Source organism: Verrucomicrobiia bacterium (assembly GCA_035765895.1).
Taxonomy (GTDB): domain Bacteria; phylum Verrucomicrobiota; class Verrucomicrobiia; order Limisphaerales; family DSYF01; genus DSYF01.
Map to the genome: position 1 here is coordinate 17,185 of DASTWL010000058.1, position 13,864 is coordinate 31,048.

The 13,864-nt window shown below is 63.6% G+C and carries 10 protein-coding genes; 3 read left to right on the forward strand and 7 right to left on the reverse strand.

Annotated elements, in window-relative coordinates; all coding sequences use genetic code 11:
• The first annotated feature begins 409 nt into the window (after positions 1–409).
• Genes VFV96_11920 through VFV96_11930 form a run of 3 tightly spaced genes read left to right on the forward strand, consistent with a single transcriptional unit; the run spans position 410 to position 5,731 of the window.
• Entirely contained in the window at positions 410–3,625 is a 3,216-nt protein-coding gene (locus VFV96_11920; protein ID HEU5071102.1) for a PEP/pyruvate-binding domain-containing protein, read from the forward strand.
• Position 3,626: 1 nt separating this feature from the next.
• Positions 3,627–4,460: a sugar phosphate isomerase/epimerase family protein gene (locus VFV96_11925; GenBank protein HEU5071103.1), complete on the forward strand. Its 834-nt coding sequence runs from the start codon at positions 3,627–3,629 to the stop codon at positions 4,458–4,460.
• Positions 4,457–5,731, forward strand: a complete 1,275-nt coding sequence (locus tag VFV96_11930) for an alpha-amylase family glycosyl hydrolase (GenBank protein HEU5071104.1) — start codon at positions 4,457–4,459, stop codon at positions 5,729–5,731. Before VFV96_11925 ends, VFV96_11930 begins: the two co-directional genes overlap by 4 nt.
• Before the next feature lie 54 nt (positions 5,732–5,785).
• Here the strand turns inward: VFV96_11930 and VFV96_11935 are convergent, their stop codons facing one another.
• The 7 genes from VFV96_11935 to VFV96_11965 all read right to left on the reverse strand — a co-directional run bounded on the left by VFV96_11935 (position 5,786) and on the right by VFV96_11965 (position 13,826).
• Positions 5,786–7,582, reverse strand: coding sequence for a YgiQ family radical SAM protein (locus VFV96_11935; protein HEU5071105.1), 1,797 nt, complete (start codon positions 7,580–7,582; stop codon positions 5,786–5,788).
• Between the two features lie 112 nt (positions 7,583–7,694).
• On the reverse strand, positions 7,695–9,146 hold the full coding sequence (gene larC, locus VFV96_11940; GenBank protein ID HEU5071106.1) for a nickel pincer cofactor biosynthesis protein LarC: 1,452 nt from the start codon (positions 9,144–9,146) through the stop codon (positions 7,695–7,697).
• Between the two features lie 94 nt (positions 9,147–9,240).
• Positions 9,241–10,017, reverse strand: a complete 777-nt coding sequence (gene larB, locus VFV96_11945; protein HEU5071107.1) for a nickel pincer cofactor biosynthesis protein LarB — start codon at positions 10,015–10,017, stop codon at positions 9,241–9,243.
• A gap of 86 nt (positions 10,018–10,103) precedes the next feature.
• Positions 10,104–11,081, reverse strand: coding sequence for a sugar phosphate nucleotidyltransferase (locus tag VFV96_11950; GenBank protein ID HEU5071108.1), 978 nt, complete (start codon positions 11,079–11,081; stop codon positions 10,104–10,106).
• 661 nt (positions 11,082–11,742) lie between these two features.
• Positions 11,743–11,973, reverse strand: a complete 231-nt coding sequence (locus tag VFV96_11955; GenBank protein ID HEU5071109.1) for a hypothetical protein — start codon at positions 11,971–11,973, stop codon at positions 11,743–11,745.
• A gap of 101 nt (positions 11,974–12,074) precedes the next feature.
• Entirely contained in the window at positions 12,075–12,308 is a 234-nt protein-coding gene (locus tag VFV96_11960; GenBank protein HEU5071110.1) for a hypothetical protein, read from the reverse strand.
• A 69-nt stretch (positions 12,309–12,377) separates the two neighbouring features.
• Positions 12,378–13,826: a hypothetical protein gene (locus VFV96_11965; GenBank protein ID HEU5071111.1), complete on the reverse strand. Its 1,449-nt coding sequence runs from the start codon at positions 13,824–13,826 to the stop codon at positions 12,378–12,380.
• Positions 13,827–13,864: the final 38 nt, after the last annotated feature.

Below are 13,864 nucleotides of genomic sequence, written 5' to 3' on the forward strand. Positions count from 1 at the left end.
CACCCGTGTCGGTGCGAATGATTCGGCCGGGGGTGTGGTGGCCTTGGGGAGAATCGCAGCCTCCAAAACATCGCTCAAGCTGGCGAGCCCAGCGGCCGGCGCCGGAGTGGCTGCCGGGGCGGTCGCTTTCACTGGATCGGGGGTGGAAGATTCTGGAGGTTGGCTCGCTGTGCTTGGCGCGGGTGCGCCGGAAGCGGGGTTGGTTTGTGCCGGCGAGCTGGGCGTTTTGGACGAGCGTTTCTTGGCCATATCGCTTCACGCACGACGGGGTTTGGCGCATGCGTTGCTCAAAGGCTAGCCCTGAGCGCGACGCGGCCAAAGCAAAAACCCGCCGGGGTCCGTAAAAATCGCTGCACAGCGCCCGGCGAAATAATTTGCACGCGTCGTCAGCGCCACTTACCAATCGTTTGTGCTGGATGAGTTGATCAAAAATCGCGCCGACCTGTGGCTCGGGGTGGAAAAACGAAGCCACGGCGCCGAATTGGAGATCGTTCTGCGCCTCAAGGGTGCCGGGCGACAGGTGCTGCATTGGGGCGTCGCGTCGCGCCGTTCCGGCCAATGGCAGGCGCCCGCCGAATCCGCCCGGCCGCCCGGCACCGTGTCCGCCGGCCAACAAGCCGTGCAGACACCGTTCCCGGCGGTGGAAGGCGAACGCTCCCTCACGCTGCGCTTCGCCGAGGCCGATGCCCCGCGCTTCCTTGTGTTCGTTTTGTTCAATGCCGACGCCAACCGCTGGGACAACAACGGTGGGAAAGATTACTGGATCCAGCTCGTCGAGCGCCCCACCTCTGCGTTGCCGCTTTCGGCGTTGCAGGAGCGCATCGTTGCGGGCGAGATGGGGCCGCACGGCTGGACGCTCATGCACCGGTTCAACCTGTGCCACGAGTTGATTGACGAAGCAGGCGATGCGCGCGATGCCTGGGCCACGTTGTTCGTCTGGCTGCGCTACTCGGGCATCCGCCAGCTCGACTGGCAGCGCAATTACAACACCAAGCCGCGCGAACTTTCCCACGCGCAGGACCGGCTGACCGCGCGGCTCGCGACCGCCTTCATCCAGCAACCCACCAACCGCGACCTCATCCGCGCCCTGCTCGCGTGCCTGGGCCGCGGCGGCGACGGCCAGCGCATCCGGGATGAAATCCTCCAGATCATGCACCGCCACCACATCAAGGAGGTCGGCGGCACGTGGATGGAGCAATGGCACCAGAAGCTGCACAACAACACGACGCCCGACGACGTCGTCATCTGCGAGGCGTATCTGGCGTTTCTCCACGCGAATGGCGACTTGCGGGCTTACGATCAAACCTTGCTCGCGGGCGGAGTAACGCGTGAGCGATTGGCCGGCTTCGAGCGGCCCATCACGCAAAATCCCGAGTGGCATCCGCACCTCAAGGACGCGTTGCTCCATGACTTCGGCAACTACCTCGTGCTGCTCAAGTCGGTTCACTCCGGCACGGATTTGTTCACGGCCATCAACGCGGCCGGTCACCTGCTTGATGGCGGCGCGCGCGACACGCTGGGCTGGCTGTTGCACAACTTCCAGAATCCGCACGTCGGCGTGACCGACCTGGTCAGCGGCATCACAAAGGTCCGCCAGACGCTGCACGCGCGGCTCAATCACGAAGGTAACGCGGGCATCGTGAAGGAACTGCTTTACCTCGACCTCGCACTGGAACAGGCGTTGCGCACCGTCATCGAGCGCGCGATTCATTCCGGTTTCAGCGGGGAGCAACTGGTGGACCTCATCGCCCGCGCGACGGAGAACCTGCTGCTCGTAGCGCAGGCGTCCTCGCCCGCGAGTTCCGGCACCGTCCCGGTGCCGGACGGGAACGCTCGAACCGGCGGCGGGACGCCGCCTCCACTCGCAGCCGGGACGGCGGCGCCACCCGATGAACTTCCCCAATGCCAGCGCGAATGGCAGCGGCTCCCGGCGGAGCAACGCTTCAGCCCGGATTGGGCGTTGCACGCGAAAGCAGCGCTTGACCGGCTGCGTCGCGCCGTCGAAGGGCAGATTGATTCCGCCTACCAGCTCCTCCAGCCGAAAGCTGAGGTGCTGGGCAAAGCGTTCGAGGCCGACCAATGGGTCGTGAAACTTTTCTCCGAGGAAGTCGTGCGCGGACAGTCGGTCTTCCTGCTCTCAATGCTGATCCATCATTTCGATCCGGTGCTGCGCAAGCTCGCCAAACTCGGTGACTGGCAGGTCATCAGCCCGAGCAGCGCGATGGGTGAAGTGCTGGTGGTGGAGTCGTTCCGGGCGGTGCAAGGAAGGCGTTTTGAGCAACCCACCATAATCGTGGCGGAAAAAGTTTTCGGCGACGAAGAACCACCCGAAGGCGTGCGCGCCGTCATCACGCCCAGCTCGGTGGATCTCGTGTCGCACGTCGCGGTGCGGGCGCGGAATGCCAACCTGCTCTTTGCGACGTGCTACGATCGCGCCTGCTTCGACCGGCTCAAGGCGATGCCGGGGCAGGTGGTTGAACTCCAGGTCAGCGCAACGGGCGATGTGTTGTTCGCCGCGTCCGCGGGGAAAATTCCCAAGACGCCGGCGCGCCGGAACGCGCGGCCCCAAGCCAGGGTGGCGCCCGCGAAGCCTTCGCTGGATGTGCTGACAATGGCGGAATTCACGAAGGGCCGCGTCGGCGGGAAGTCGTGGCACCTCAAGGAACTCAGCGCGAAGCTGCCCGACTGGCTGCGCACGCCGCGCTCGGTGGCGCTGCCGTTCGGCGTGTTCGATGCCGTGCTGGCGGACGAGGCGAATGCAGCAGTGGCCAGGCGTTATCAGGAACTACGGAAGTTGCTCGAACACTACAGCCAACCCCTCACCCCGTCCCGCTCCCCATCCGATGGGGAGCGGGTGGCCGAAGGCCGGGTGAAGGGAGGCGTTGACAGTCCAGAAGACCGGTTGGCAGAGATGCGCGCAAGCTTGCTGGAGTTGGAAATTCCGGCGGCGTTACAGGCGAAGCTTCAGGCGCTGATGCAAAGGACTGGTCTTCCGGCAGCGAAAGACTGGGCCATTGCGGCAAAGCGCATCAAACAAGTCTGGGCGTCGAAATGGAACGACCGCGCGTATTTCAGCCGCCAGGCGCGCGGCTTTCCGCACGAGGCCGTGCAGATGGCGGTGTTGATTCAGGAAGTCATCGAAGCCGAGTTTGCGTTCGTCATTCACACGGTGAATCCATTCACGGGCAATCATGACGAAGTGTATGCCGAGGTCGTGCCGGGCTTGGGCGAAACGCTGGTGGGCAATTATCCCGGCCGGGCGTTGAGCTTCGTTTGCCCGAAGAAAAGCGGCGCACCAACCGTGCTGGCGTATCCGAGCAAGAGCGTCGGCCTGTTCGGCGCCGGGTTGATTTTCCGCTCGGACTCGAACGCCGAAGACCTCGAAGGCTACGCGGGCGCCGGTCTCTACGACAGCGTGCTGCTGACGGAACCGCAGGAGCGGACGCTGGATTACACTTCCGAGCGGCTCGTGTGGGACGTCGCGCAGCGCGCCGGGCTGCTCGGCCAGATTGCGCGCCTCGGTGAAGTGGTGGAGCAGGCGTTTGGCGCGCCGCAGGACATCGAGGGCGCCTTCAGCCACGGGAAATTCTTCGTCGTCCAGACCCGGCCCCAGGTGGGATTGTGAAATGAAACTGCGCATTGGCAACCAGACCGCGCACTCGGCGAGTTCGATGTTGGAACCGTTTGAGTTCGCCCTGGCCAACGGCTTTACCGCATTCGAGTTTTTCCCGGATCGCGGGCCGATGGACGCGGGCGGATGGGATGAACGGGAGGTGGATGCCGCGGCGCGGCGGGCCATCCGGCAGAGCGCGCAAGCCCAGGACGTGATGCTCACGGTGCACGCGCCGCTGGACTTCAATCCGCTGCGGAATCCCGAGGACGGCCGGCTTTACAGCACCATTGAATTCGCGCACGCCATCGGCGCGACGTTGGTGAACGTGCATCTGGATGCGCGGGACGGCGCCGGGCATTTTGTGCGCGCGCTGCGGCCGGCCTTGGTGCTGACCGCCGAGGCCGGTCTGAAACTGGCGGTGGAGAACACCGTCTGGACCGGGCCGGAGGATTTCAACGCGCTGTTCGACGCCCTGCGGCAATGTGCGGACGTGCCGACGGCGCATGTGGGCATGTGTTTTGATCTCGGCCACGCCAATTTGTTTGAAGCCACACGCAACAACTACTGGCGCTATTTCGACGCGCTGTCGCCACGCGTCCGGGTCATTCACCTGCACCTGCACGAGAACCACGGCGACAAGGACAGCCATCTGCCGCTCTTCACCGGGCCGTCGGGCTACAACGCCACCGGCCTGGCGGGACTGTTGCGGCGGCTGCAGCAGCGGAATTTTGACGGTTGCGCGATTCTGGAGCAATGGCCCCAGCCGCCGTCGCTTCTGGTAAACGCGCGTGACGGATTGCTCAACTTGCTTCATGCTGTGGGGGCAGCGGAGGCAAGTTTTGCATGATCATCTACAACCTTTTTCCATTGTTGGCCGGCAATGTCCGGAACTGGACGCCGCATCTGCAACGCGCCGCGGACCTGGGCTTCGACTGGGTGTTCATCAACCCGGTTCACTATCCGGGCTACTCGGGCAGCCTGTATTCGGTGAAGGATTATTTCCGGCTCAATCCGTTGTTCGTGGAAGGCACCACGCCGCGCCAGCAGGCGGCGGAATTCAAGCGGATGGCGGCGACCGCAAAGAAGCTGGGCCTGAAACTCATGGTGGACCTCGTCGTGAGCCACTGCGCGTTTGATTCCGATCTGATTCGGCAGCATCCCAAGTGGTTCAAACACGAGCACGGCAAAATTGCGCATCCCTGGTGCATGGAGGGGGAGAAAAAGGTCGTCTGGAAGGATCTCGCGCAGTTCGATCACAAGCACACGCCGGACAAGGAGGGGTTGTTCCGGTATTTGTTCGAGGTGGTGGAGTTTTTGATCAGCCTCGGCGTGCAGGGATTTCGCGCGGACGCGGCTTACCAGGTGCCGGACGTCTTCTGGCAACGGCTCATCACCGAGACGCACAAGAAACATCCGGGGGTGGTGTTCCTCGCCGAAACGCTGGGCTGCTCGCCGGCGCAGACGGCGCAGACCGCGCGCGCAGGTTTTGAATACATTTTCAACAGCTCGAAATGGTGGGACTACACGAGCCCGTGGCTGCTGGAGCAATACAACCTCACCCGCGCCTTCGCCAAATCCGTGAGCTTTCCCGCCAGCCACGACACGCCGCGGCTGGCGGGAGATTTGCCCGACGACCTCGCGGCCGTCAAACGGCAGTATCTGTTCAGCGCGCTGTTCTCGGCCGGCATCATGATGCCGATTGGCTTTGAATTTGGCTTTCGCCGCCGGCTGCATGTCGTGGACACGCGGCCGACCGATTGGGAGGAAACCGGCGTGGATTTGTCGCCGTTCATCCGCGCCGTCAACCACATCAAGGCCGCCAATCCGGTTTTTCAGGAAGACGCGCCAACCGAGGTGCTGGCGACGCAGAATCCGAACATTTTATATCTGTGGAAGGGTTCGTTGTCGGCCCGGCAGGAGGCCCTGATCATTCTCAACAAGGACCGCGCGAACAAACAGCACTTCGCCACGGACAACTTGTATCGCGACATCCAGGGCAGCGGTCCGCTCTACGACGTGTCGCCGGAATATCCGTTGGATTACCTGCCCACGCCTTACGAATACGGTTTGCGGCCGAGCCAGGTCATCGTGCTGGTCACCAAACCGGGCAAAGCGTGAAAGACAGCGCGCCAACGCCTCAAGCGGGGCAACGGCCGGGCGATCCCGGCCGGCTCACCAGTTCGGGGCGTCTTCCTCGTCGTCCGTGGCCATGACGGCCAGCGGCTTTTTCGGCCACGCCGGCTTGCGCTGGCCGGCGCAGGCGCTGCCCGTTCGCTGATTCGGCGCCAGTGCCTGCCGTTGGCGGTAACGTTCACCCGCGTTGCGCGCGACGGTGATCGGCTTGCCGGTGTCGTAGTCGAGCCCGGTCACATACATCGCGGTCGCGGGCATCAATGGCAGCGGAATGAAGTCCTGCACCTGCTGGAGATTCCAGTTGGACTTCTTCAGGAATTTTTCCACCACGCCCATTTCCTGGTCGCCGCAGCCGGGAAAGCTCGAAATGAAATACGGCACGAGGTATTGCTCCTTGCCCGCCGCCTTGCTCTCTTCGCGAAACAGTTCCTGAAAGCGTTCGAAGGGAACGGCCGGCTTGCGCATGCGTTTGAGCACGTCGGGATGCAGGTGTTCCGGTGCGACCTTGAGGTGGCCGGAAACGTGGTGGTGGATGAGTTCCTTCAAATACTCCGGTGTGCGGAACGCCACGTCCATGCGGATGCCGGACTGGATGTGAACGTGCTTCACGCCTTCGGCCTGGCGGGCCGCGCGCATGAGCTGGATGGCCGGGTCGCTCTCCACGTGGAACTTGCTGCAGATCGTCGGATGCAGGCAGCTTGGGCGCCGGCAGACTTTGCACGCGTCCTCCACGTCGTTTTCGCAGCCGTAGAGATTGGCCGTCGGCCCGCCGAGATCGGAAATGGTGCCGCGAAAATCCGGTGATTCGCTCATCTGCCGGACCTCCTTCAGGATGGATTCCTGGCTGCGGCTCGTGAGGAATTTGCCCTGGTGCACGCCAATCCCGCAGAATGTGCAGCCGGCCGGACAGCCGCGCACGACCGTCACGGAATCCTTGATCATTGTGAACGCCGGAATCGGCTTCTGGTAGATGGGGTGCGGCCGCCGTGCGAAGGGCAGGTCATACAACGCATCCATCTCCGGACCTTTCAGCGGGAACGCGGGGGATTCGATGACCACCGCGCGGTCGCCGTGTCGCTGCACCAGCACCCGGCCGTTGAACGGGCTTTGCTCGCGCTCGACGATTTTGGTGATGGGCGTGATGAGGTTCTTGTCCTGCAGCAGCGCGTCGTAGCTGGGCAGCTCCAGCAGTTTGCTGAAATCCAGCGCCGCCGTGGCCTTGGCGCCGAGCAACCGTGCCGTGCCGCGGATGCCCGCGAGGTCCCGTCCGGCGTTCAGCCGCTGGGCGATTTCCCGCGCCGCATTTTCGCCCATGCCAAAGACGAGCAGGTCCGCCTTGGCATCGAGCAGGATCGAAGGTTTGAAGCCGTCGGACCAATAATCATAATGCGCCACGCGCCGCAGGCTGGCCTCGACGCCGCCGAGCACGATGGGCAGGCCGGGGAACGCGCGCCGGGCGAGCTGGGCGTAAACGACGGCGGCGTGATTGGGACGCTGGCCAATCCGACCTTCCTCACTATAGGCATCCTCGCGGCGCTTGTGGCGCGCGGCGGTGTAGTTCGACACCATCGAATCCAAATTGCCCGCCGTGACGCCGCAAAACAAGCGGGGCCGGCCCATCACTTTCAAGGCTTCGGCGTTGCGCCAGTCGGGCTGGGCGATGATGCCGACGCGGAAGCCATCCGCTTCCAGCACGCGCCCGATGACGGCCGCGCCAAAGCTCGGATGATCGATGTAGGCGTCCCCGGTGATGAGGAGCACATCGAGCTGTTCCCAGCCCCGCGCGTCCATGTCCGCGCGCGAGATGGGGAGGAATTGGGGGGTTCCGGCTGGCATTGAATTCAACTTCATCATCCTGCAATAACGGGCTTCAGCCTTGCACAGGAATGAAGTTATTCCAACTCACAATCGCGGGAAAAGGCGGCCGGGCCAAACCCTTCATCACCGGTTACTTGCCCGCCGACAACGCCTGGAGCGCGGCTTCGTAAACCATCCTAAGCGGGACGCCGGCTTGGGCAGCCGCCGCGCGGCACGACTCAAATTCCGGTGCGGCCTGAACGATTTCCTCGTTCAGCCGTCCCAGCTTGACGGTGATTTCGCCGTAGGGCGTCGCCGCCTGGATCAACTCGCGCCGCAGCTTGCGCCGCTCGGCCAGCGTGCGTCGCACCCCAAAGGCGGTCGTTTCGCGCAGGAGCATTTCCGAGAACCGGTCGGCATCCGCCTCCGCACACAGCACGGTCAGCAACACGGCGGGCCGGTTCTTCTTCATCTGGATCGGCGTGTGGAACACATCCAGCGCGCCGGCGGCCAGCGCCCTTTCCACGAAGGCGCCGAGCCATTCGCCGCTGATGTCGTCGAGATTGGTCTCAAGCACCGCGATGGTGTCGGTCTCCCAATCGATCGCGGCGGGCGGATTGAGGCGGGCGGATGCCGCGGGCGAAGTTTCCGTTACCCAGGGCGCGGGCGCCGGGCTCTCGGGCTGTTCGGCGTCCGGCGTTTCGGGTTCCGCGCGGTGCGTTTCCCCCAGCACCGCCCGCAGCACATTGGGGCGCGTCTGGTTGTCGCGCGTGCCGAGTCCGAAGCCGACCTTTTCCGCGACCAGCTCCTGCATCGGCCCGAAGCTTTCGGCGAATTCGGCCAGCAGCGCGGCGCCGGTCGGCGTGACGAGTTCATGCGGCTCCTCGCATTGCGTGACGGAAATGCCCCGCGCGCCGAGAATGCCCAGCGTTGCCGGCGTGGGCAGCGGAAACCGGCCGTGCGCGCAATTCACCCAGCCGCTGCCTTCCTGCACGGGCGCGGCCAGCACGCGCGGCCGGCCGAGCAGTTCCAGCGCGATGCACGCGCCCACAATGTCCACGATGGAATCCACGGCGCCGACTTCGTGAAAGTGCACCTGTTCCGGCGGTTTGCCGTGCACCTGGCCTTCGGCCACCGCGATGCGATGGAAGACCGCGATGGCCTTTTCCTTAACCCATTCCGAAAGCGCGCTGCGCGAGATGAGCTCGCAAATATCGGTGAAGTTGCGTTCGTGCGAATGCTCAGGTTGGGCCGGGCTGGTGGCGACCGGATTGTATTTGGTGAAGGAGGCGTTCAAAATTTTCGCCCCGCTGCGTTTCGGCTTGGCGGGCGGATGCACGTGCGGCACTGCATGTGGATGAGGATGGGGATGCGGGTGCGCGTGAGAATGGCCATGATTGGCGGGCGATTCCAGATGGACGTCGAATTTGGTGCCGGCGATGCCGGACTTCTCCTTCCGGGCGACGCGCAGGTGATAACCGTTCACCCCCAGCTTGGCGATTTCGTGTTCGAGCTGGTGCGCATCCACGCCCAGATCGATCAGCGCGGCAATGAACATGTCGCCGCTGATGCCGCTGAAGATGTCGAGGTAGAGGGTTTTCATGGGAGGGGTGAATGAGTTGCAAAAGCGAAAGGTTTAATCAGTCCAATGGCGGATGCAGTCGGCATGACTCAGGCAACTCTTTCGCTCATGTAACTCATTTAACTGCTGCACTGTTTTGGCTGGCCGCCAGCGCATTGACCTGGCTGGCGGCGAACCCGGCGCCAAAGCCGTTGTCAATGTTCACCACGGTCACGCCGCTGCCGCAACTGTTCAGCATGCCCAGCAACGCGGCCAGTCCGCCGAAGCTGGCGCCGTAACCGATGCTCGTCGGGACGGCGATCACGGGCCGGGCCACCAGGCCCGCGACCACGCTTGGCAACGCACCTTCCATGCCAGCGACCACGACGAGGACGTTTGCGCGCTGGATGGTTTCCAGCCGGGCCAGCAGGCGATGCAACCCGGCGACGCCAACATCCCAGATGCGTTCAACCCGATTGCCCATGATCTCGGCGGTAAGTGCCGCCTCCTCGGCCACGGGCAAATCGCTGGTGCCCGCGCAAATCACGGCCACCGTGCCCGGGCGTTTGGGCAGGGGCGTTTTCTCAATGGTGAGGCAACGGCCCACTTCATGGTGAACGGCCGCCTTGAACTTGCGGCAAACGGCCCGGGCTTGCTCGGGCGTGACGCGGGTCACCAGCACGCGGCCGTTGTGCTCCACCAGCTTGGCGGCGATTTTCACGACCTGCGCCGGGGTTTTGCCCGCGCCAAAGATGACCTCGGGAAACCCGTTGCGCAGCGCGCGGTGCGTATCGACGGAGGCAAAGCCGAGATTCGCCACGGGCGCGGCTTGAAAGGCTTGGAGCACGGTTTCGCGGCTGGCCTGGCCCGCACGAAACTTCTCGAGCAACTGGGTGGCTTCAGATGTCGTCACGCGCGCACCATGCCACAGCTTACGCCATCGGTCACGCTGCAAACTCGCCGCCAAAACGACGGCGGCCGCACCAGTTCGTGGGGCGGCTACGCCTGCCGAAACTCCTGCACGCTGCGCACGAAATCATCCGGGACACCGAAGTCAAAGCGCTGGGCGCTGGTCATTTCGAGGGCGAGATAGCCTTCGCGCTGGCGCTGGATTTCCTGGGCGCGCGTCAGTTGGAATTCGCCGTTGTCGCGCACGTTGTCGCGGATCATTTCGGCGAGGATGTCGTAGATGCTGGGCGCGAGCAGGTGCATGCCGAACCAGCCCAGCCACGTCCCGGCGGGCAAACCATCCACGTGCAACTGCTGCTTCGCCACGGCCACGGCGGGCTTCTCGATGATGAGCGAAATGTCAATCAATCGCGGATTCTCAGCGCGCCGTCTGCCGGCGATGGTGCCGTAGCCTTTCAACTCTTCCGTCGAAATGCGGTTCACCGCCGACACCGAACGGCCGCCGCTGACGCCGGCCATTTGCGCCAGTTCGACGAAGGGTGAAACGATGCTTGTTTCAGGGAGCGGAGCGCGGCCGTCCTCGGCCGCAGCGGTTTGATTGCAGTTGGACGTGCTGCGGCTGGGGACAGCCGCGGTCCGTTTCGCACGGAACAGGTGATCGCCGAGGCAAAGGAGGACAGGTTCGCCGTTCGCAAAAGCTTTGCTTTGGAACACGGCATGACCGTAGCCGTCCTGCGTGGTTTGCACCGCGAACGAGACACGCTGGGCAAAGCCGCGCATCTGCTCGGCTTCGCGCAGGAGCGCCGGATATTTGGCGAGGCGCTTGAGGTAATCGTCGCCGGGGCCGTTCAAGTAGGCGCGGATCATCTCGTCCTCGCCGGGCTGGACGATGATGCAGAGCTCGCGGATGCCGGCGGCTTCGAGTTCCAGCAGGTGGTAATGGAACAGCGCGCGCGCGATGCCGTCGGGGCCGACGACGGGGAACAGTTCCTTCTTCACCGCGTGCGACGCGGGAAAGTGGCGTGTGCCGAGTCCGGCCACGGGGATGACGGCTTTGCGGATGATCATGGGAAGAATGAGGAAGGGGGAAGATCCAACATCGAACAACCAACAACCAACTTCCAAGGGGTGTTGCGCGCCGCGATGGAATTCACTGGATGTTCGATGTTGGATGTTGAGTGTTGGATGTTTTCCAGAGGGTTGAAACGCTCGCCCTCACCCCGGCCCTCTCCCCCGGGGAGAGGGAGAATCGTGCGCCGGTTTTGGGAAATGCTGGAAGCCGGAGCTGGCTCGGTGAACTTACGCCAAGCGAAAACGTGCGATGGCTGTTCCCTCTCCTGGGGGAGAGGGTCAGGGTGAGGGCGGGCGGCACTCCATCTCCTTGTGCCAACGCGACCGCGCGCGTGCGATGCGGGAAGGTGGCGCGTGCCGAGTCCGGCCACGGGGATGACGGCTTTGCGGAGGGTCATGGGGAATTGGATTAAAGCGACCTGATCAACTTGTCGTAATCGGCGTGCGAGCCGATGAAAAACCAAAGCGATGTTTCGTCAGTGCGGACACAAACTGCCCGCCAGTCCAGGCCGATGCGAGCGGAGAAGATGGGGCGGGTGGCGTGAACCTGTTTGAACTGAAGACTCGGATGCCACGGGTCGCGCAACCACGTGCCAAAGGCTTTTCGCGCCTGCCGCCGGAGTGAGGCGGCAATTCCGCGAGATGCTTCCGGAACTGTTTAGTCGTTCGGGAAGTCACGCTTTACATCCAGGGGCTGCGTCTTGCCGTCCGCCAGTTCGCGCAGCGCGCCGTCCGCCAGCCGGGACAGCTCGTCCTGCGAGGAGGCAAACGACTGCTCCCAGCGCCGTTCCGATTCCAGTTCCGCCAGGAGCAGCGAGGCCACGGCATCCTGCTCAGATTCGGACAGCTTTGAAGCTTCCTTGAAAGCGCGTTCAAGCAGTTGCGTCATGGCGGAAAAATAGGCCGATTAACGGTCTGGAGCAAGGAGGAGCGCGGAGCCGATACCGGTCACGGGGATGACGGCTCTGCGGATGGTTACTTGCGGCCTGGTCATCGAATTGGCTTTTCCAGTTTGCTCACCACGAATGCCAGAACGCAAATGAACGCGGCGATGAGGGCACAGGCACCAACGCCCACAAAGATGACAAGGAGAATACTTGGATCGTCGTCGTCCGTATCGTAGTGCTCCAATGCGAACCACAAAGCCGTATAAAGTGCGACAAGCACCAGTGTCGTAATGGCCGCCCGCTTGGCGACCAGTTGGGTTGTGGTGCTTTTACTCACGGCATGCGGATCTGAGTTAAGCTGAAGCCTCCCCCGACATGAGCGAAGTCCAGCGCCATGCATTTGCCTTCAAACCTCCCGCCGTTGCCACCCGTGCGCGCCGAAGACGTAACGGCGGGCGCCGAATTCCAGCGCGCCGGGCGACGTGCCTTCAAAGATGTCCGGCATCACGCCGATGCGGCGCGAATACTCGGTGGCGATCTGCGGGATGTATTCCTTGAGCGCGTCGAGCTGGCCAAAGACGGCCACGGTGCCGCCGGTGCCGCCGCCGGTGATCTTCGCGCCGTAAAGCCCCGCCTTGGCGCCGCGCTTGTGCACGGCTTCGACGAGAAAATCCACCTCCTCGACGGAAAGATGGCAGTTGTCCTTGTAGCTGGCGTGCGCGCCATACATGCATTCGCCGGCGGTGATGAGCGCCCTATCGTCGCCGGCCTTCGCGGCGCGGAGGGCGTCCATGAATTTCAGCACGCGCTCGTTTTCCTCGATGGGATGGCGCGTCGGCCCGACGACCGAATACGTTGCGTCGGGCTGGATGGTGGTGACGGGATCGTCGTGCGTCTTGAAGCGGTTGAGGAATTCCGAGCCGACGATTTCCTGTGGGATTTCCTTTTCGTAACCCTCGCGGAATTCTTTCGAGGAAAGTTCCGTGAGGTAGTTCAACGCCGCGCGACCGGTGCGGGCGCGGATTTCGTTGATCATCTTCTTGCCCATGAACGCGCCGATGCGGGTGTCGCTGTAGGGATTGCCGGCGACGGAATGGCGGACCATCGAGTTGATGCCGACAAAGCCGGCGCCCGGCGGAATCTCCACTTCGCCGACGACCTGCCCGGGCCGGCAGAGAATGTGCGTGAGGCGGTTCTGGTGGCCGCACGTGATGGCGGTTTGGTCCATGATGCCGCAGGGCGCGCCCACGACGTGGTTTTCCGCCATCTGGCCGAGCCGCGCCAGCCGTGCGGCATCCAGCTGGAGGCCGAGATACGCGTTCAGGCATTGCAGCGTGCCGATTTCGACGGCGGCCGAACTGCCGATGCCGACGTTCATGGGCACGGCGCTGAGGAGCAGCATGCTGAAGCCGTAGGGCAGCTTCACCGATTCTTCGCGCAACAACGTGAAGATGCTGCCGCCAATGTAAGCCGCCCAGGAAATCAGCGGATTGGCCTGGCACAACGCCCGCACCTGGGCGTAGTCCGCCAGCCCGTCGCCCGAGGCGAAGTAATCGAGCGGGATGCGCGTCTCCACCGGCAAACTGCGCTGGCCCGCCTGCATCGTGCGGATGCGCAGCGTGCGGTCCGTGCGCGGCTGGAGCGCCATCAACATGCCCCGGCCGAGGACGGCCTCGCAGACGTTGGCGCCGGAGTAATCGGCAATGCCGCCCATCACGTCGAGCCGGGCCGGCACGCGTGACACCCAGATTTCGCCGCTGTTGAAGAAGCTCGCGAAGCCGGTGGGGTCGCTGTTGGGTTTGCGCAGCAGGTGCTCGAATTCGTGCAGCTCAAAAGGCAGAGATTTGGTTTCCATGATTCGCGTGCGTCGTCGCTTCGGATGCGGCGGAAAAA